The 16,533-nt window shown below is 41.0% G+C and carries 30 protein-coding genes; all 30 read left to right on the top strand.

Features of this window, described 5'->3' with window-relative positions; all coding sequences use genetic code 11:
• Nucleotides 1–83 precede the first annotated feature (83 nt).
• Nucleotides 84–602 (top strand): nucleotidyltransferase family protein, encoded by a 519-nt coding sequence (locus tag ACVPON_RS01120; protein ID WP_462875343.1) that lies wholly within the window; start codon nt 84–86, stop codon nt 600–602.
• Nucleotides 603–844: 242 nt separating this feature from the next.
• Nucleotides 845–1,153, top strand: a complete 309-nt coding sequence (gene rpsJ / locus ACVPON_RS01115; RefSeq protein ID WP_067087606.1) for a 30S ribosomal protein S10 — start codon at nt 845–847, stop codon at nt 1,151–1,153.
• A 206-nt stretch (nt 1,154–1,359) separates the two neighbouring features.
• A complete protein-coding gene (rplC, locus tag ACVPON_RS01110; RefSeq protein WP_462875340.1) occupies nt 1,360–1,986 on the top strand; it encodes a 50S ribosomal protein L3 in 627 nt (208 codons plus the stop codon).
• A 24-nt stretch (nt 1,987–2,010) separates the two neighbouring features.
• Entirely contained in the window at nt 2,011–2,634 is a 624-nt protein-coding gene (rplD, locus tag ACVPON_RS01105) for a 50S ribosomal protein L4 (protein ID WP_067087610.1), read from the top strand.
• Nucleotides 2,634–2,933 (top strand): 50S ribosomal protein L23, encoded by a 300-nt coding sequence (locus tag ACVPON_RS01100; protein ID WP_462875338.1) that lies wholly within the window; start codon nt 2,634–2,636, stop codon nt 2,931–2,933. The genes rplD and ACVPON_RS01100 overlap by 1 nt, the downstream gene beginning before the upstream one ends.
• Before the next feature lie 17 nt (nt 2,934–2,950).
• Nucleotides 2,951–3,784 carry a 50S ribosomal protein L2 gene (gene rplB, locus ACVPON_RS01095; RefSeq protein ID WP_462875336.1) on the top strand — a complete coding sequence of 278 codons (834 nt, stop codon included), beginning with the start codon at nt 2,951–2,953 and terminating at the stop codon, nt 3,782–3,784.
• 97 nt (nt 3,785–3,881) lie between these two features.
• Entirely contained in the window at nt 3,882–4,163 is a 282-nt protein-coding gene (rpsS, locus tag ACVPON_RS01090; RefSeq protein WP_000533766.1) for a 30S ribosomal protein S19, read from the top strand.
• Between the two features lie 15 nt (nt 4,164–4,178).
• Nucleotides 4,179–4,523: a 50S ribosomal protein L22 gene (rplV, locus tag ACVPON_RS01085; RefSeq protein ID WP_135029170.1), complete on the top strand. Its 345-nt coding sequence runs from the start codon at nt 4,179–4,181 to the stop codon at nt 4,521–4,523.
• Between the two features lie 12 nt (nt 4,524–4,535).
• Complete coding sequence (gene rpsC, locus ACVPON_RS01080) at nt 4,536–5,189, top strand: 30S ribosomal protein S3 (RefSeq protein ID WP_075105555.1); 654 nt, start codon at nt 4,536–4,538, stop codon at nt 5,187–5,189.
• Nucleotides 5,190–5,192: 3 nt separating this feature from the next.
• Nucleotides 5,193–5,606, top strand: coding sequence for a 50S ribosomal protein L16 (gene rplP, locus ACVPON_RS01075; protein WP_067087620.1), 414 nt, complete (start codon nt 5,193–5,195; stop codon nt 5,604–5,606).
• Nucleotides 5,607–5,615: 9 nt separating this feature from the next.
• On the top strand, nt 5,616–5,822 hold the full coding sequence (gene rpmC, locus ACVPON_RS01070; protein WP_462875326.1) for a 50S ribosomal protein L29: 207 nt from the start codon (nt 5,616–5,618) through the stop codon (nt 5,820–5,822).
• Nucleotides 5,823–5,845: 23 nt separating this feature from the next.
• A complete protein-coding gene (gene rpsQ / locus ACVPON_RS01065) occupies nt 5,846–6,106 on the top strand; it encodes a 30S ribosomal protein S17 (protein WP_000440801.1) in 261 nt (86 codons plus the stop codon).
• Nucleotides 6,107–6,130: 24 nt separating this feature from the next.
• Nucleotides 6,131–6,499, top strand: coding sequence for a 50S ribosomal protein L14 (rplN, locus tag ACVPON_RS01060; protein WP_067087623.1), 369 nt, complete (start codon nt 6,131–6,133; stop codon nt 6,497–6,499).
• Nucleotides 6,500–6,571: 72 nt separating this feature from the next.
• Nucleotides 6,572–6,877: a 50S ribosomal protein L24 gene (gene rplX, locus ACVPON_RS01055; protein ID WP_076996815.1), complete on the top strand. Its 306-nt coding sequence runs from the start codon at nt 6,572–6,574 to the stop codon at nt 6,875–6,877.
• 23 nt (nt 6,878–6,900) lie between these two features.
• Nucleotides 6,901–7,443, top strand: coding sequence for a 50S ribosomal protein L5 (gene rplE / locus ACVPON_RS01050; RefSeq protein WP_135182737.1), 543 nt, complete (start codon nt 6,901–6,903; stop codon nt 7,441–7,443).
• Between the two features lie 14 nt (nt 7,444–7,457).
• Nucleotides 7,458–7,643: a type Z 30S ribosomal protein S14 gene (locus ACVPON_RS01045; protein WP_002936651.1), complete on the top strand. Its 186-nt coding sequence runs from the start codon at nt 7,458–7,460 to the stop codon at nt 7,641–7,643.
• A gap of 505 nt (nt 7,644–8,148) precedes the next feature.
• Nucleotides 8,149–8,547: a 30S ribosomal protein S8 gene (rpsH, locus tag ACVPON_RS01040; protein WP_462875311.1), complete on the top strand. Its 399-nt coding sequence runs from the start codon at nt 8,149–8,151 to the stop codon at nt 8,545–8,547.
• A 484-nt stretch (nt 8,548–9,031) separates the two neighbouring features.
• Nucleotides 9,032–9,568 (top strand): 50S ribosomal protein L6, encoded by a 537-nt coding sequence (gene rplF, locus ACVPON_RS01035; RefSeq protein ID WP_462875310.1) that lies wholly within the window; start codon nt 9,032–9,034, stop codon nt 9,566–9,568.
• Between the two features lie 87 nt (nt 9,569–9,655).
• On the top strand, nt 9,656–10,012 hold the full coding sequence (gene rplR, locus ACVPON_RS01030) for a 50S ribosomal protein L18 (protein ID WP_067087634.1): 357 nt from the start codon (nt 9,656–9,658) through the stop codon (nt 10,010–10,012).
• 18 nt (nt 10,013–10,030) lie between these two features.
• Nucleotides 10,031–10,525, top strand: coding sequence for a 30S ribosomal protein S5 (gene rpsE, locus ACVPON_RS01025; RefSeq protein ID WP_462875307.1), 495 nt, complete (start codon nt 10,031–10,033; stop codon nt 10,523–10,525).
• 13 nt (nt 10,526–10,538) lie between these two features.
• On the top strand, nt 10,539–10,721 hold the full coding sequence (gene rpmD / locus ACVPON_RS01020) for a 50S ribosomal protein L30 (RefSeq protein WP_075099711.1): 183 nt from the start codon (nt 10,539–10,541) through the stop codon (nt 10,719–10,721).
• 161 nt (nt 10,722–10,882) lie between these two features.
• Nucleotides 10,883–11,323: a 50S ribosomal protein L15 gene (gene rplO, locus ACVPON_RS01015; protein ID WP_067087639.1), complete on the top strand. Its 441-nt coding sequence runs from the start codon at nt 10,883–10,885 to the stop codon at nt 11,321–11,323.
• A 12-nt stretch (nt 11,324–11,335) separates the two neighbouring features.
• Nucleotides 11,336–12,655 carry a preprotein translocase subunit SecY gene (secY, locus tag ACVPON_RS01010; RefSeq protein ID WP_462875305.1) on the top strand — a complete coding sequence of 440 codons (1,320 nt, stop codon included), beginning with the start codon at nt 11,336–11,338 and terminating at the stop codon, nt 12,653–12,655.
• Between the two features lie 199 nt (nt 12,656–12,854).
• Nucleotides 12,855–13,496 carry an adenylate kinase gene (locus ACVPON_RS01005; protein WP_462875303.1) on the top strand — a complete coding sequence of 214 codons (642 nt, stop codon included), beginning with the start codon at nt 12,855–12,857 and terminating at the stop codon, nt 13,494–13,496.
• 120 nt (nt 13,497–13,616) lie between these two features.
• Complete coding sequence (infA, locus tag ACVPON_RS01000; RefSeq protein ID WP_002936627.1) at nt 13,617–13,835, top strand: translation initiation factor IF-1; 219 nt, start codon at nt 13,617–13,619, stop codon at nt 13,833–13,835.
• Nucleotides 13,836–13,859: 24 nt separating this feature from the next.
• Nucleotides 13,860–13,976: a 50S ribosomal protein L36 gene (rpmJ, locus tag ACVPON_RS00995; protein ID WP_001808836.1), complete on the top strand. Its 117-nt coding sequence runs from the start codon at nt 13,860–13,862 to the stop codon at nt 13,974–13,976.
• Between the two features lie 17 nt (nt 13,977–13,993).
• Nucleotides 13,994–14,359, top strand: coding sequence for a 30S ribosomal protein S13 (gene rpsM, locus ACVPON_RS00990; protein WP_002936622.1), 366 nt, complete (start codon nt 13,994–13,996; stop codon nt 14,357–14,359).
• A 17-nt stretch (nt 14,360–14,376) separates the two neighbouring features.
• Nucleotides 14,377–14,760, top strand: coding sequence for a 30S ribosomal protein S11 (gene rpsK, locus ACVPON_RS00985; protein WP_001118385.1), 384 nt, complete (start codon nt 14,377–14,379; stop codon nt 14,758–14,760).
• A 43-nt stretch (nt 14,761–14,803) separates the two neighbouring features.
• Nucleotides 14,804–15,742: a DNA-directed RNA polymerase subunit alpha gene (locus tag ACVPON_RS00980; RefSeq protein WP_462875122.1), complete on the top strand. Its 939-nt coding sequence runs from the start codon at nt 14,804–14,806 to the stop codon at nt 15,740–15,742.
• Between the two features lie 12 nt (nt 15,743–15,754).
• Nucleotides 15,755–16,141: a 50S ribosomal protein L17 gene (gene rplQ, locus ACVPON_RS00975; RefSeq protein WP_024532345.1), complete on the top strand. Its 387-nt coding sequence runs from the start codon at nt 15,755–15,757 to the stop codon at nt 16,139–16,141.
• The last annotated feature ends 392 nt before the right edge of the window (nt 16,142–16,533 follow it).

Genomic DNA, 16,533 nt, shown 5'->3' with positions numbered 1-16,533 from the left:
TATGGGACTTTTTTTCTATACTCAAAAAGGCTCCATAATCTCTACAGTGGATTTACCCACTACAGAAATTATAGAGCCGAAAAATGAGAGAGGTTCTTGAGATTGTGGCGAGGTTACAGCTACAAGATGTATGGGTGTGTGCAGGAACGCTTCGTAATTTTGTCTGGAACCTGCTTAGTCAGAAAGAAGCCTTTGATGAGGAGACTGATGTGGATGTCGTTTTTTATGATCCGACTATTTCTTATGAAGAAACTCTCCTAATAGAAGAAAAATTGAGACGGTCCTATCCAGCTTATCGTTGGGAACTAAAAAATCAGGTTTATATGCACCAACACAGCCCCCATACAGGTCCCTACGAAAGCTCCTGTGACGCTATTTCTAAATTTCCAGAAACCTGTACTGCAATTGCGGCTCGCATGGTGTCTGAAACTCAGGTAGAACTGTTTTGTCCGTACGGTTTAGGGGATATGTTGGATTTCAAGATTTGCCCAACCCCGCATTTTGTAGCTCACCCAGAGCGTATGGAGGTCTACCGTGAGCGACTGGGCAAGAAAGGGTGGAAAGAAAAGTGGGAAAAGCTACAGTTTCTGCGTGTAGAGTGAGTAAAAGAGAGTGCAGAGTTGAAAGGGTAGGTGGCTAAGGGCAGGCTACTTTTTTCAAATAATCAACTCAAAACACTTGCATTGCTTACTAGAATCTGATAGAATGTTCTAGTGCCGTAAAAAATACGGCTATAGCTTTGATGCAAGAGGTTGCGACACGCTCGGTTGCATTGCCACGCAATCCCTGTCGGTTTTCTTGTGGAGCTAGCCTATTATCTTAAATAGACGAAAAGGAGAACAAGATGGCAAACAAAAAAATCCGCATCCGCTTGAAAGCGTACGAACATCGTACACTTGATACAGCAGCTGCAAAAATCGTAGAAACTGCAACACGTACAGGAGCAAGCGTAGCTGGACCAGTTCCACTTCCAACTGAACGTAGCCTCTACACAATCATTCGTGCAACTCACAAGTATAAAGATTCTCGTGAGCAATTCGAAATGCGTACTCATAAACGTCTGATCGACATCGTGAACCCAACGCAAAAAACAGTTGATGCTCTTATGAAACTTGACTTGCCAAGTGGTGTGAATGTGGAGATTAAACTTTAATTCAAAAGAAGGACTCAGGGTTCAAAGAATAGAACTCAGCCTGAGAGCCGTACAAAAAAGATAAACTTCCTTGTGTTCATTGAACACAGCGTCAGTTTCCTATTTTTGCTTTGCTCTCTGTGGCTTTAGTATCTTCGATTTTGAGCATAAAAAACGCTCGTTAAAAACTTTTTAAACTATAAAATAAGAAAAGGAATATTTTTCTCATGACAAAAGGAATCTTAGGGAAAAAAGTGGGAATGACTCAAATCTTCACTGAAACTGGTGAATTTATCCCTGTAACTGTCATCGAAGCAACTCCAAACGTTGTTCTTCAAGTGAAAACTCTTGAGACAGATGGATACAATGCAATCCAAGTTGGTTTTGATGACAAACGTGAAGTATTGAGTAACAAACCTGCCAAAGGCCATGTAGCAAAAGCTAACACAGCTCCTAAGCGCTTCATTCGTGAATTCAAAAACATTGAAGGCTTAGAAGTAGGTAATGAAATTACAGTTGATACTTTCGTAGCTGGAGATGTTGTTGATGTAACTGGTACATCTAAAGGGAAAGGTTTCCAAGGTGTTATCAAACGCCACGGTCAATCACGTGGTCCTATGGCTCACGGTTCACGTTACCACCGCCGTCCAGGTTCAATGGGACCTGTTGCGCCAAACCGTGTTTTCAAAAATAAACACTTGGCAGGACGTATGGGTGGCAACCGTGTGACTATTCAAAACCTTGAAATTGTACAAGTTGTTCCAGAAAAGAACGTTATCCTCATTAAAGGAAACGTACCGGGTGCTAAGAAATCTCTTATCATCATCAAATCAGCAGTAAAAGCTGGTAAATAATAAGGAAAGGGGAAATCAGTCATAATGGCAAACGTAACATTATTTGACCAAACTGGTAAACAAGCTGGTGAAGTAGTTCTTAACGATGCAATCTTTGGTATTGAACCAAACCAAGCGGTTGTGTTTGATGTCATCATCAGCCAACGTGCAAGTCTTCGTCAAGGAACTCACGCAGTAAAAAATCGCTCAGCAGTTTCAGGTGGCGGACGCAAACCATGGCGTCAAAAGGGAACTGGACGTGCTCGTCAAGGTTCTATCCGCTCACCACAATGGCGTGGTGGTGGTGTAGTCTTTGGACCAACTCCACGTTCTTATGCCTACAAACTTCCACAAAAGGTTCGTCGCTTGGCACTTAAATCTGTTTACTCAGAAAAAGTTGCTGAAAACAAATTTGTAGCTGTTGATAGCCTTTCATTTACAGCTCCAAAAACTGCTGAATTTGCAAAAGTTCTTGCAGCGTTGAGCATTGATTCAAAAGTCCTTGTTATTCTTGAAGAAGGCAATGAATTTGCAGCTCTTTCAGCTCGCAACCTTCCAAACGTGAAAGTTGCAACTGCTACAACTGCAAGCGTTCTTGACATTGCAAATGCAGACAAACTTCTTGTAACTCAAGCAGCTATCTCTAAAATTGAGGAGGTTCTTGCATAATGAATTTGTATGATGTTATCAAAAAACCTGTCATCACAGAAAGCTCAATGGCTCAGCTTGAAGCAGGAAAATATGTGTTTGAAGTTGACACTCGTGCGCACAAACTTCTAATCAAACAAGCTGTAGAAGCAGCCTTTGAGGGAGTAAAAGTTGCAAATGTCAACACAATCAATGTAAAACCTAAAACAAAACGTGTAGGACGTTATGTGGGTCGTACAAGCAAAGTGAAAAAAGCAATCATTACATTGGCGGCTGATTCAAAAGCAATCGAATTGTTCGCTACAGCTGATGCTGAATAATCAAAGGAGGAATTAAGGTGGGAATTAAAGTTTATAAACCAACTACAAATGGCCGTCGTAACATGACTTCTTTGGATTTTGCAGAAATCACAACAAGCACTCCTGAGAAATCATTGCTTGTTTCTCTTAAGAGCAAGGCTGGTCGTAACAACAACGGTCGTATCACAGTTCGTCACCAAGGTGGTGGTCACAAACGTCACTACCGTTTGGTTGACTTCAAACGTAACAAAGATGGAATCGAAGCAGTTGTAAAAACAATTGAATACGATCCAAATCGTTCAGCAAACATCGCTCTTGTACACTATACAGACGGTGTTAAGGCATACATTATCGCTCCTAAAGGTCTTGAAGTTGGTCAACGCATCATCTCAGGTCCAGAAGCAGATATCAAAGTTGGAAATGCACTTCCACTTGCCAATATTCCAGTCGGTACTGTTATCCACAATATCGAATTGAAACCAGGTCGTGGTGGTGAGTTGGTTCGTGCAGCAGGTGCTTCTGCGCAAGTACTTGGTCAAGAAGGAAAATACGTCCTTGTTCGTCTTCAATCAGGTGAAGTTCGTATGATTCTTGGCACTTGTCGTGCAACAGTTGGTGTTGTTGGAAATGAGCAACATGGACTTGTGAACCTTGGTAAAGCGGGACGTAGCCGTTGGAAAGGTATCCGTCCAACCGTTCGTGGTTCTGTAATGAACCCTAATGATCACCCACACGGTGGTGGTGAAGGTAAAGCACCAGTTGGTCGTAAAGCACCATCTACTCCATGGGGCAAACCTGCTCTTGGACTTAAAACTCGTAACAAGAAAGCTAAATCTAGCAAGCTAATCGTTCGTCGTCGCAACGAAAAGTAATCTGTTATAAGGAATAAAAGCATATCCGCCAGCTCGGTAGCCTTGCTCTTGCAAGGCAGGCCGCTGTGGTACATATTTTAAAGGAGAATATACTAAAATGGGACGTAGTCTTAAAAAAGGACCTTTCGTCGATGAGCATTTGATGAAAAAAGTTGAAGCTCAAGCAAACGATGAAAAGAAAAAAGTAATTAAAACTTGGTCACGTCGTTCAACGATCTTCCCAAGTTTCATTGGTTATACAATCGCAGTTTATGATGGACGCAAACATGTACCTGTTTATATCCAAGAAGACATGGTAGGTCACAAACTTGGTGAATTTGCACCAACTCGTACTTACAAAGGTCACGCTGCTGACGACAAGAAAACACGTAGAAAATAATAGGAGGAACACATTATGGCAGAAATTACTTCAGCTAAAGCAACTGCTCGCACAGTACGTGTTTCACCTCGTAAATCACGTCTTGTCTTGGATAATATCCGTGGCAAAAGCGTAGCCGATGCAATCGCAATCTTGAAATTTACTCCAAACAAAGCGGCAGGCATTATTGAGAAAGTATTGAACTCTGCAATCGCTAATGCTGAAAATAACTTTGGTTTGGAAAAAGCAAACTTGGTAGTAAGCGAAGCTTTCGCAAACGAAGGACCAACACTCAAACGTTTCCGTCCACGTGCAAAAGGTTCTGCTTCACCAATCAATAAACGTACAGCTCACATCACTGTAGTTGTGGAAGAAAAATAAGGAGGTAAAAACGTGGGACAAAAAGTACATCCAATTGGTATGCGTGTTGGCATCATCCGTGATTGGGATGCTAAATGGTATGCTGAAAAAGAATACGCGGATTACCTTCATGAAGATCTTGCAATCCGCAACTTTATCAAAAAAGAATTGGCAGAAGCATCTGTTTCAACAATTGAGATTGAACGCGCGGTAAACAAAGTAATCGTAAGCATTCACACAGCTAAACCAGGTATGGTTATCGGTAAAGCTGGTAGCAATGTTGATGCACTTCGCGCACAATTGAACAAATTGACCGGTAAGCAAGTACACATCAACATCATCGAAATCAAACAACCTGATTTAGATGCACACCTTGTTGGTGAAACAATTGCGCGTCAATTAGAGCAACGTGTGGCATTCCGTCGCGCTCAAAAACAAGCAATCCAACGTACAATGCGTGCAGGAGCAAAAGGAATCAAAACTCAAGTATCTGGACGTCTGAACGGTGCTGATATTGCCCGTGCAGAAGGATATTCTGAAGGAACTGTTCCGCTTCATACACTTCGTGCGGATATCGACTATGCTTGGGAAGAAGCACTTACAACCTATGGTAAGCTCGGTGTTAAAGTATGGATTTACCGTGGAGAAGTTCTTCCAGCTCGTAAAAACACTAAAGGAGGTAAATAACCAATGTTAGTACCTAAACGTGTTAAACACCGTCGTGAATTCCGTGGAAAAATGCGCGGTGAAGCTAAAGGTGGAAAACAAGTAGACTTCGGTGAGTATGGTCTTCAAGCTACAACTAGCCACTGGATCACAAACCGTCAAATTGAAGCAGCCCGTATCGCAATGACTCGTTATATGAAACGTGGTGGTAAGGTTTGGATTAAAATCTTCCCACACAAATCATACACCGCTAAAGCAATCGGGGTACGTATGGGATCTGGTAAAGGGGCACCTGAAGGTTGGGTAGCACCGGTTAAACGTGGTAAGGTGATGTTTGAGGTCGCAGGCGTTTCAGAAGAAATCGCACGCGAAGCATTCCGCTTGGCTAGCCACAAATTACCAGTTAAATGCAAATTCGTAAAACGTGAAGCAGAATAAGGAGAAGACATGAAACTTAATGAAGTAAAAGAATTTGTTAAAGAACTTCGTGGACTTTCTCAAGAAGAACTTGCGAAGCGCGAAAACGAATTGAAGAAAGAACTCTTCGATCTTCGTTTCCAAGCTGCTGCTGGTCAACTTGAGCAAACTGCTCGTTTGAACGAAGTTAAAAAGCAAATTGCACGCATCAAAACTGTGCAATCAGAAATGAAATAATAGATTGGGAAAGGAGAATTTCAATGGAACGCAATAATCGTAAAGTTCTTGTTGGACGTGTTGTATCTGACAAAATGGACAAAACCATCACAGTTGTAGTTGAAACAAAACGTAACCACCCAGTCTATGGTAAACGTATTAACTACTCTAAAAAGTACAAAGCTCATGATGAGAACAATGTTGCTAAGGAAGGCGATATCGTACGTATCATGGAGACTCGTCCACTTTCAGCTACAAAACGTTTCCGTCTTGTAGAAGTTGTGGAAGAGGCAGTTATCATTTAATCAAGCTGAAAGGAGAAAACTTACATGATTCAAACAGAAACTCGTTTGAAAGTTGCTGATAACAGTGGCGCACGTGAAATCTTGACAATCAAGGTTCTTGGTGGTTCAAAACGTAAATCAGCAAACATTGGCGACATCATCGTTGCTTCAGTAAAGCAAGCTACTCCTGGTGGTGCGGTTAAAAAGGGTGACGTTGTGAAAGCCGTTATCGTTCGTACTAAGACAGGTGCTCGTCGTGCTGATGGTTCATACATCAAATTCGATGAGAATGCTGCAGTTATCATCCGTGAAGATAAAACACCTCGCGGAACTCGTATCTTTGGTCCAGTTGCACGTGAATTGCGCGACGGCGGTTTCATGAAAATCGTTTCATTGGCACCAGAAGTATTGTAATCTAAAACAAACGAAGTCCCCTGAAATTTTTCAGGGTGCCCTTAGGGCGTAAGAAATAATAGGAGAAATCAGATGTTTGTAAAAAAAGGCGACAAGGTTCGCGTAATTGCTGGTAAAGACAAAGGCGTTGAGGCTGTAGTCTTAGCAGCACTTCCAAAAGTAAATAAAGTTGTTGTGGAAGGTGTTAATATTGTCAAAAAACACCAAAAACCAAATAACGAAAACCCTCAAGGTGCTATCGTTGAGAAAGAAGCTGCAATCCATGTTTCAAACGTACAAGTTCTTGATAAGAACGGAGTAGCAGGTCGTGTTGGTTACAAGTTTGTTGACGGTAAAAAAGTTCGTTACAACAAAAAATCAGGCGAAGTGCTTGATTAATCACGAAGGAAAGGAGAAGTAACATGGCAAATCGCTTAAAAGAAAAATATCTTAAAGAAGTAGTTCCTGCTTTGACTGAACAATTTAACTATTCATCAGTTATGGCTGTACCAAAAGTTGATAAGATTGTTTTGAACATGGGTGTTGGTGACGCTGTTTCTAACGCTAAGAATCTTGAAAAAGCTGCCCAAGAATTGGCATTGATTTCAGGTCAAAAACCACTTATCACAAAAGCTAAAAAATCAATCGCCGGCTTCCGTCTTCGTGAAGGGGTTGCAATCGGAGCGAAGGTAACACTTCGTGGCGAACGTATGTATGAATTCCTAGATAAATTGGTATCTGTATCACTTCCACGTGTGCGTGACTTTCATGGTGTTCCAACAAAATCATTTGATGGACGTGGAAACTACACACTTGGTGTGAAAGAGCAATTGATCTTCCCTGAAATCAACTTTGACGATGTTGACAAAACTCGTGGTATGGATATCGTTATCGTTACAACAGCTAACACTGACGAAGAATCACGTGCGTTGCTTACAGGTCTTGGTATGCCGTTCGCAAAATAAGAGGGAGAGAATAAATGGCTAAAAAATCAATGATCGCTAAGAACAAACGCCCAGCTAAGTTCTCTACGCAAGCATATACTCGCTGTGAAAAATGTGGACGTCCACATTCAGTTTACCGCAAATTCAAACTTTGCCGTGTATGCTTCCGCGATTTGGCTTACCTCGGACAAATTCCTGGCGTAACAAAAGCATCTTGGTAATAAGATGATGTGAGAGTGTTAAGAAAACGCAGTGAAAATAGGAGTTTTGACGAAGGCGATTTGCGCCTAGGAAAAACGATCTTTTTCACCTCGTTTTTAGCTCAAACTCAAATAGCATGATGTGAGAGCGTTAAGAAAACGCAGTGAAAATAGGAGATTTGACGAAGGCGACTTGCGCCTAGGAAAAACGATCTTTTTCACCTCGTTTTTAGCTCGAACTCAAATAGCATGATGTGAAGGCGTTAAAAACGCTCAGCAAAAATAGGAAATTTAGTCGTAGGTGCATGCACCTAGATTCATTTATCTTTTTTGCCCAGCGTTTAGCCTGAACTCAAATGGCATGATGTGAAGGCGTTAAAAAGGCCCAACAAAAAAAGATAGACTTGTCTCGGAGTGTCCCTCCTGCGATAACTCTCCTATTTTTGCGGTGGTGATCACGCTCTTTGTATCATGAATGAACTAGCAAGTGAAAACTTCAAACTACTAGTAAGAGGAGAATTTTAAAATGGTTATGACTGACCCAATTGCAGACTTTTTGACACGCATTCGTAATGCGAACCAAGCAAAACATGAAGTGCTTGAAGTACCTGCATCAAACATGAAAAAAGGAATTGCTACAATTCTTAAAAATGAAGGTTTTGTAAAAAACGTTGAGTTTATCGAAGATGACAAACAAGGTATCGTACGCGTATTCTTGAAATACGGACCAAACGGTGAAAAAGTCATCACAAACTTGAAACGTGTATCAAAACCAGGTCTTCGTGTTTACTCAAAACGTGAAGATATTCCTAAAGTTCTTAATGGACTTGGAATTGCTATCATCTCTACATCAGAAGGTCTTTTGACAGATAAAGAAGCTCGTCAAAAGAATGTTGGTGGAGAGGTTATCGCATACGTTTGGTAATTTTATGATGCAATGGACGTCAAGAAATCCGTATGAAAATAGGAGACTGACGCTGAGTCTTTGGAGTCGAGGAAGTCTATCTTTTTCACTAGGATTTTAGTCCGTGCTCAAATTATAAGATGTGAGAGCATGAAGCTCGAACTGAAAACACATGATACAAAGCACGCTAGAGACTAATGTGAAAATAGGAAAATTGATGACGGCTCGATGAGCCTAGACCATTTCATCTTTTTCACGCAGGGCTCCGTGCGAGTTCAAATCAGATTTACTGGTTATTTGGTATCATGGAACCAAACAAGAACGAGATACACGAATTGAACCTGCCTCCAACTCTTTGAAAAAAGACAAACTCTCTCTAGATGCGATTGCATCGGAAATGGAGTTTCCTATTTTTCTTTGAGTTGCTTAACGGCTTTGTATCTTGTTCACCCCCGTGAAAACTGGCCCTAGTCGGTCTGATAATTTAACAGGAGAAACAAAAAACATGTCACGTATTGGTAATAAAGTGATTACATTACCTGCCGGTGTTGAGCTTTCGCAAGACAAGGGTGTGGTAACTGTAAAAGGACCTAAAGGGGAATTAACTCGTGAATTCCCAACTGCTATTGAAATCCGTGTGGAAGGTACAGAAGTAACACTTCACCGTCCAAACGATTCAAAAGAAATGAAGACGATTCACGGTACAAGCCGTGCTAACCTCAACAACATGGTTGTTGGTGTTTCTGAAGGCTTCAAAAAAGAACTTGAAATGCGTGGTGTCGGTTACCGTGCGCAACTTGCAGGTAATAAATTGACACTTGCTGTCGGTAAATCACATCCAGATGAAGTGATTGCACCAGAAGGTATTACATTTGAAGTTCCAGCACCAACACAAATCATCGTGTCTGGTATCAACAAAGAAGTTGTTGGTCAAACAGCAGCTTATATCCGTAGCCTTCGTGCTCCTGAGCCATACAAAGGTAAAGGTATCCGCTATGTTGGTGAATTTGTTCGCCGCAAAGAAGGTAAAACAGGTAAATAATAATGGTTACGAGTGGTTTTTCCACATCGTGCATTATATTCCGACATATCTCGTACAGATATGATCAATAATTAAGAGGTGAAAATTGTGATTTCAAAACCAGATAAAAATAAAATCCGCCAAAAACGCCATCGTCGTGTCCGCGGTAAAATCTCTGGAACTGCTGCTCGCCCACGTTTGAACATTTTCCGTTCTAATACAGGCATCTACGCTCAAGTGATTGATGACGTAGCGGGTGTAACGCTCGCAAGCGCTTCTACTCTTGATAAAGAAGTTTCAAAAGGTACTAAGACAGAACAAGCCGTTGTTGTAGGTAAACTCGTCGCTGAACGTGCAGTGGCGAAAGGTATTTCTGAAGTGGTCTTTGACCGCGGTGGATATCTCTATCATGGGCGTGTGAAAGCATTGGCTGAAGCAGCTCGTGAAAACGGATTGAAATTCTAATAGGGAGGACACTAAGAAATGGCATTTAAAGATAACGCAGTTGAATTTGAAGAACGCGTAGTAGCCATCAACCGTGTTACAAAGGTTGTTAAAGGTGGACGTCGTCTTCGCTTTGCAGCTCTTGTGGTTGTTGGTGATCGTAATGGTCGTGTAGGTTTCGGTACAGGTAAAGCTCAAGAAGTACCAGAAGCGATCCGCAAGGCAGTTGAAGCTGCTAAGAAAAACTTGATTGAAGTACCAATGGTTGGTACAACTATTCCTCACGAAGTTCGTTCAGAATTTGGTGGAGCCCGCATTATGTTGAAACCAGCTGCAGAAGGAACTGGAGTCGCTGCAGGTGGTGCTACTCGTGCGGTTATTGAGTTGGCAGGTGTCGCTGATGTGACATCTAAGTCACTTGGTTCAAACACACCAATTAACATTGTTCGTGCAACAGTTGAAGGTTTGAAACAATTGAAACGTGCTGAAGAAGTGGCTGCACTTCGTGGCATTTCAGTTTCTGATTTAGCATAAGAAAGGGGATAGTATGGCTCAAATTAAAATTACTTTGACTAAGTCTCCAATCGGTCGCAAACCAGAACAACGCAAGACAGTTGTTGCCCTTGGACTTGGTAAATTAAACAGTTCAGTTATCAAAGAAGATAACGCTGCTATTCTTGGAATGGTCAACGCAATCTCTCACTTGGTAACTGTTGAAGAAGTGAAGTAGGAAACAGGACGAAATTTTACGTCTTATTCCGAAGCAAACACATGACGAAGTCGCTTAGAGAAATCTTTGCGACTTGCTGTCCATTTTGTATAGGCGAGTTTTTAGGGTGAGGCCTTACCCATCCTAAAGGCGCTAGCATTTTACACATAAGGAGAAAATAAATGAAACTTCATGAATTACAACCTGCTACAGGTTCTCGTAAAACTCGTAACCGCGTTGGTCGTGGTACATCATCAGGTAACGGTAAGACTTCAGGTCGTGGACAAAAAGGTCAAAAAGCTCGTAGCGGTGGTGGCGTACGTTTAGGGTTTGAGGGTGGACAAACTCCATTGTTCCGTCGTCTTCCAAAACGTGGATTCACAAACATCAACGCAAAAGAGTATGCGATTGTTAACCTTGACCAATTGAACGCTTTTGAAGATGGTGCAGAAGTAACACCAGTTGTGCTTGTTGAGTCTGGTATCGTTAAAGCTGAAAAATCAGGAATCAAAATTCTTGGTAATGGCGAATTAACGAAAAAATTAACTGTGAAAGCAGCGAAATTCTCTAAATCAGCTGAAGAAGCTATCACTGCCAAAGGTGGTTCAGTAGAAGTCATCTAAGAGAGGTGACCTATGTTTTTTAAACTATTAAAAGATGCACTTAAGGTAAAGAATGTTCGTGCAAAAATCTTGTTTACGATTTTTATCTTATTTGTCTTTCGTGTGGGAACGCACATCACGGTTCCAGGAGTGAACGTTAAAAGTCTTGAAGCCTTATCAAATATTCCGTTTTTGAATATGTTGAGTTTGGTTTCAGGAAATGCAATGCGTAATTTCTCAATCTTTGCATTAGGTGTTAGCCCATATATCACGGCATCGATTATTGTTCAGTTGATGCAGATGGATCTCGTTCCTAAATTTGTGGAATGGGGCAAGCAAGGGGAAGTTGGTCGGCGTAAGTTGAATCAGGCAACACGCTATATATCCTTGATTCTGGCTTTTGTCCAGTCAGTCGGAATTACTGCGAGTTTTAATGCCTTGTCTGGTGCTAGACTGACGGTCATGCCCTTGAATTGGAAGACCTATCTCATTATTGGAGCCATTTTGACGACTGGTTCAGCGATTGTAACTTGGTTAGGTGAACAAATTACGGATAAAGGATATGGAAATGGAACCTCCATGATTATCTTTGCCGGAATTATTTCATCACTACCCGATACGATTCATGATATTTACATTGATCGCTTTGTCAATATTGAAGCAAATCGGTTAGCAGAATCTGCGCTGATTGTTGGTGTTTTGTTGGTAGCTGTTTTAGCAATTGTTTATTTTACAACTTTTGTACAACAAGCAGAGTATAAAATTCCAATCCAGTACACAAAACGTGCTCAAGGGGCACCGTCTAGTTCGTATTTGCCACTGAAGTTAAATCCGGCAGGAGTTATTCCAGTCATCTTCGCTGGCTCTATCACAGCCATTCCAACATCGCTTCTCCAATTCTTTGCAAGCCAGAATAGAAGCATCTCTTGGCTGTCCAGTATTCGGGAATACTTTGATTACTCTACAATCAAAGGGATGATTGTCTACGCTATCTTGATTATTTTGTTTACCTTCTTCTATAGTTTTGTTCAGGTGAATCCAGAAAAAGCTGCAGAAAATCTCCAAAAGAGTGGTGCTTATATCCATGGAGTACGACCAGGTAAAGGAACAGAAGAATACTTTTCAAAATTACTGATGCGTCTTGCGACAGTTGGATCCTTGTTCTTAGGATTCGTTGCTTTGTTGCCAATCCTTGCGCAAAATGTCTTTGGGCTTACTTCAAAGATTGCCTTTCTCGGTACAAGTTTGATTATCGTCATTATGACAAGTATTGAGGGAATCAAGCAGTTAGAGGGATACTTGCTCAAGAGAAAATATGTCGGATTCATGGAAATAGAGAGCAAAACGTCATAGGCGATTTATCCTACAGTTGGCGATAAGGGATAGAAGAAGGACGCTGTTCGTATTCTAACCGGATCATCGCTGTAGCTCATCGTTGAATGATGATAAAAAATAGGAAGCTGAGCATATTATGCCCAGCCTCTCTATTTTGTTTTTGGATAAGTTTGTCCATTGTGGCAAATTTATGTGAAAACAAAATAAGGAGTTTATCATGAATCTTTTAATTATGGGTTTGCCAGGTGCTGGTAAAGGAACGCAAGCTGCAAAAATTATTGAAAAATTTGATATTGTACATATTTCAACAGGTGATATGTTCCGTGCAGCAATCGCAAATCAGACAGAGCTAGGCCTATTGGCAAAATCCTATATGGATAAAGGCGATTTGGTACCTGATGAAGTGACAAATGGTATTGTCAAAGAGCGTTTGGCGCAAGAGGATATCAAGGAAAAAGGTTTCTTATTAGATGGCTATCCTCGTACCATTGAACAAGCACACGCTTTAGATCAATCCTTGCAAAATCTTGGGATTGAGCTTGAAGGGGTTATCAATATTGAGATTGAGCCAACTAAATTGGTAGAGCGTCTCAGTGGACGGATCATTCATCGTGAAACAGGAGAAACATTCCATAAGGTCTTTAATCCACCTGCAGAGGGTTACGATGAAAAAGACTACTACCAACGTGAAGATGATAAGCCAGAATCTGTTAAGCGTCGGTTAGAAGTCAATATTGCCCAAGGACAACCGATTATTGAACACTATCGTGCTGCAGGTTTAGTACACGATATTGAAGGTGATCAAGATATTGAAATCGTCTTTTCTGATATTGAAAAAGTTCTATCAAAATTGCAATAAAATAGGGGATTTAGCTTGCGTTTTCTTGCTGAAAATGATAGAATAGCTTAGTCTGACTTATAATTGTTACCTCTGTGTTCAGAGGACATCAAATCGAAATTTAGAGGGGGATACTTTTGCATGGCAAAAGAAGATGTGATTGAAATTGAAGGTAAGGTAGTTGATACCATGCCAAATGCTATGTTTACTGTTGAGTTAGAAAATGGACACCAAGTTCTGGCAACTGTTTCAGGAAAAATCCGTAAAAACTACATTCGTATTTTGGTCGGCGATCGCGTAACGGTTGAACTTAGTCCATATGATTTGACACGTGGGCGTATCACATACCGCTTTAAATAGTCGAAATACTTGGAGGGATTAAACATGAAAGTAAGACCATCGGTCAAACCAATTTGTGAATACTGTAAAGTTATTCGTCGTAATGGTCGTGTTATGGTAATTTGCCCAGCAAATCCAAAACACAAACAACGTCAAGGATAAGATAGAAAGGAGAAAAAATGGCTCGTATTGCTGGAGTTGATATTCCAAACGACAAGCGTGTAGTTATTTCATTGACTTATGTATACGGAATCGGTCTTGCAACATCTAAAAAAATTCTTGCAGCTGCTGGAATCTCAGAAGATGTTCGCGTAAAAGACTTGACTTCTGATCAAGAAGATGCAATCCGTCGTGAAGTAGATGCGATTAAAGTTGAAGGCGACCTTCGTCGTGAAGTAAACTTGAATATCAAACGTTTGATGGAAATCGGTTCATACCGTGGAATTCGTCACCGTCGTGGACTTCCTGTCCGTGGACAAAATACTAAAAACAACGCTCGCACTCGTAAAGGTAAAGCTGTTGCGATTGCAGGTAAGAAAAAATAAAATAGGAGGTAGAAAAATTGGCTAAACCAACACGTAAGCGTCGTGTGAAGAAAAATATCGAATCTGGTATTGCACACATTCACGCTACATTTAATAACACTATTGTTATGATTACTGATGTGCATGGTAATGCGATTGCTTGGTCATCAGCTGGTGCTCTTGGTTTTAAAGGTTCTCGTAAATCTACACCATTTGCGGCTCAAATGGCTTCAGAAGCAGCTGCTAAATCTGCACAAGAACACGGTCTTAAATCAGTTGAAGTTACAGTAAAAGGCCCAGGTTCAGGTCGTGAGTCTGCTATCCGCGCTCTTGCTGCCGCTGGTCTTGAAGTAACAGCAATTCGTGATGTGACTCCTGTACCACACAATGGTGCTCGTCCTCCAAAACGTCGCCGTGTATAATCAACTAACGATACACAGCTTTTCGTTTAAGAGGGAGTAAGAAATGATTGAGTTTGAAAAACCAACTATAACAAAAATTGATGAAAATAAAGATTACGGCAGATTTGTTGTGGAACCATTAGAACGTGGTTATGGAACAACTCTTGGGAACTCACTTCGTCGTGTACTTCTTGCCTCACTACCAGGTGCAGCAGTAACGTCTATTAAAATTGATGGTGTATTACACGAATTCGACACAGTTCCAGGTGTCCGTGAAGATGTTATGCAAATTATTTTGAACATCAAAGGCATTGCTGTAAAATCTTATGTCGAAGACGAAAAGACGATAGAACTTGATGTTACAGGTCCAGCAGAAATCACTGCCGGAGACATCTTGACAGACAGTGATATTGAAATTGTTAACCCTGACCATTATCTCTTTACCATTAGTGAAGGTGCAAGCTTCAAAGCTACCATGACAGTGAATGTAGGTCGTGGATATGTACCAGCTGAAGGGAATAAAAAAGATGATGCGCCAGTTGGAACACTTGCAGTAGATTCTATCTACACGCCGGTGAAGAAAGTGAATTATCAAGTTGAGCCAGCTCGCGTTGGTAGCAACGATGGTTTTGATAAATTAACGCTTGAAATCATGACGAATGGGACAATTATTCCAGAAGATGCTTTAGGTCTTTCGGCACGTATTTTGATGGAGCACTTAGGTCTATTTACTGATTTGACAGAAGTGGCAAAATCAGCAGAAGTGATGAAAGAAGCTGAAGAAGCATCAGATGATCGTATGTTGGATCGTACGATAGAAGAATTGGACTTGTCAGTTCGTTCATATAACTGTTTGAAACGTGCAGGTATCAATACTGTATTTGATTTAACAGAAAAAACCGAACCAGAAATGATGAAAGTACGCAATCTTGGACGCAAAAGTCTTGAAGAAGTCAAAATTAAATTGGCTGACCTTGGTTTAGGATTGAAAAAAGATAAATAAAAGGAGGAATACATGGCTTACCGTAAACTAGGACGCACTAGCTCACAACGTAAAGCAATGCTTCGTGACTTGACAACAGATCTTTTGATCAACGAATCAATCGTTACAACTGAAGCTCGTGCAAAAGAAATCCGTAAAACAGTTGAAAAAATGATTACACTTGGTAAACGTGGTGACTTGCATGCCCGTCGTCAAGCAGCAGCATTTGTTCGCAACGAAATCGCATCAGAAAACTATGATGAAGCTACTGATAAGTATACAGCAACGACAGCTCTTCAAAAATTGTTCTCTGAAATTGCTCCTCGTTATGCAGAACGTAATGGTGGATACACTCGTATCTTGAAGACTGAACCACGTCGTGGCGATGCTGCACCAATGGCAATTATTGAACTTGTATAAGATCATCAATTTTGTTGAGTGTTACGATGATGGAATGCAGTCGCATTCTTAGTCTAGCTCTGGTCTACCGCCGGGATTTTCCGGCGGTAACACTCATCAGATGTGAAAGCAACACTTGTTTACGAAATCGCTTTAGAACAAAACGATTCCGCAAGCAGGTGTTTTTGTCTGGCTCTTTGTCAACTGTAGTGGGTAGATGAAAAGCTAACACCTAGAGAGGACGAACTTGGTTCTCTCTTTCTTTACGTTTAAAGCAATCAAAATGCGTTTTTTAAAGGGCTCTTTGTCAACTGTAGTGGGTAGATGAAAAGCTAACACCTAGAGAGGACGAACTTCGTTCTCTCTTTCTTTACGTTTAAAGCAATCAAAATGCGTTTTTTAAAGTTTTCAAA

The sequence above is a fragment of the Streptococcus sp. 1F3 genome (assembly GCF_054968985.1).
This window is presented reverse-complemented; position numbering and strand designations above follow the sequence as displayed.

Excerpts from the sequence above, each read along its gene's own strand:
- rpsH (WP_462875311.1), top strand. The coding sequence starts at position 8,149 with ATGGTTATGACTGACCCAATTGCAGACTTTTTGACACGCATTCGTAAT.
- rplC (WP_462875340.1), top strand. The coding sequence starts at position 1,360 with ATGACAAAAGGAATCTTAGGGAAAAAAGTGGGAATGACTCAAATCTTC.
- rplN (WP_067087623.1), top strand. The coding sequence starts at position 6,131 with ATGATTCAAACAGAAACTCGTTTGAAAGTTGCTGATAACAGTGGCGCA.
- rpsM (WP_002936622.1), top strand. The coding sequence starts at position 13,994 with ATGGCTCGTATTGCTGGAGTTGATATTCCAAACGACAAGCGTGTAGTT.
- rplP (WP_067087620.1), top strand. The coding sequence starts at position 5,193 with ATGTTAGTACCTAAACGTGTTAAACACCGTCGTGAATTCCGTGGAAAA.
- rpsS (WP_000533766.1), top strand. The coding sequence starts at position 3,882 with ATGGGACGTAGTCTTAAAAAAGGACCTTTCGTCGATGAGCATTTGATG.
- rplF (WP_462875310.1), top strand. The coding sequence starts at position 9,032 with ATGTCACGTATTGGTAATAAAGTGATTACATTACCTGCCGGTGTTGAG.
- secY (WP_462875305.1), top strand. The coding sequence starts at position 11,336 with ATGTTTTTTAAACTATTAAAAGATGCACTTAAGGTAAAGAATGTTCGT.
- rplV (WP_135029170.1), top strand. The coding sequence starts at position 4,179 with ATGGCAGAAATTACTTCAGCTAAAGCAACTGCTCGCACAGTACGTGTT.
- rpmJ (WP_001808836.1), top strand. The coding sequence starts at position 13,860 with ATGAAAGTAAGACCATCGGTCAAACCAATTTGTGAATACTGTAAAGTT.
- rplX (WP_076996815.1), top strand. The coding sequence starts at position 6,572 with ATGTTTGTAAAAAAAGGCGACAAGGTTCGCGTAATTGCTGGTAAAGAC.
- rpsJ (WP_067087606.1), top strand. The coding sequence starts at position 845 with ATGGCAAACAAAAAAATCCGCATCCGCTTGAAAGCGTACGAACATCGT.
- ACVPON_RS01120 (WP_462875343.1), top strand. The coding sequence starts at position 84 with ATGAGAGAGGTTCTTGAGATTGTGGCGAGGTTACAGCTACAAGATGTA.
- ACVPON_RS00980 (WP_462875122.1), top strand. The coding sequence starts at position 14,804 with ATGATTGAGTTTGAAAAACCAACTATAACAAAAATTGATGAAAATAAA.
- rplQ (WP_024532345.1), top strand. The coding sequence starts at position 15,755 with ATGGCTTACCGTAAACTAGGACGCACTAGCTCACAACGTAAAGCAATG.
- rpmC (WP_462875326.1), top strand. The coding sequence starts at position 5,616 with ATGAAACTTAATGAAGTAAAAGAATTTGTTAAAGAACTTCGTGGACTT.
- rpmD (WP_075099711.1), top strand. The coding sequence starts at position 10,539 with ATGGCTCAAATTAAAATTACTTTGACTAAGTCTCCAATCGGTCGCAAA.
- ACVPON_RS01100 (WP_462875338.1), top strand. The coding sequence starts at position 2,634 with ATGAATTTGTATGATGTTATCAAAAAACCTGTCATCACAGAAAGCTCA.
- infA (WP_002936627.1), top strand. The coding sequence starts at position 13,617 with ATGGCAAAAGAAGATGTGATTGAAATTGAAGGTAAGGTAGTTGATACC.
- rplE (WP_135182737.1), top strand. The coding sequence starts at position 6,901 with ATGGCAAATCGCTTAAAAGAAAAATATCTTAAAGAAGTAGTTCCTGCT.
- rplO (WP_067087639.1), top strand. The coding sequence starts at position 10,883 with ATGAAACTTCATGAATTACAACCTGCTACAGGTTCTCGTAAAACTCGT.
- ACVPON_RS01045 (WP_002936651.1), top strand. The coding sequence starts at position 7,458 with ATGGCTAAAAAATCAATGATCGCTAAGAACAAACGCCCAGCTAAGTTC.
- ACVPON_RS01005 (WP_462875303.1), top strand. The coding sequence starts at position 12,855 with ATGAATCTTTTAATTATGGGTTTGCCAGGTGCTGGTAAAGGAACGCAA.
- rpsE (WP_462875307.1), top strand. The coding sequence starts at position 10,031 with ATGGCATTTAAAGATAACGCAGTTGAATTTGAAGAACGCGTAGTAGCC.
- rplD (WP_067087610.1), top strand. The coding sequence starts at position 2,011 with ATGGCAAACGTAACATTATTTGACCAAACTGGTAAACAAGCTGGTGAA.
- rpsQ (WP_000440801.1), top strand. The coding sequence starts at position 5,846 with ATGGAACGCAATAATCGTAAAGTTCTTGTTGGACGTGTTGTATCTGAC.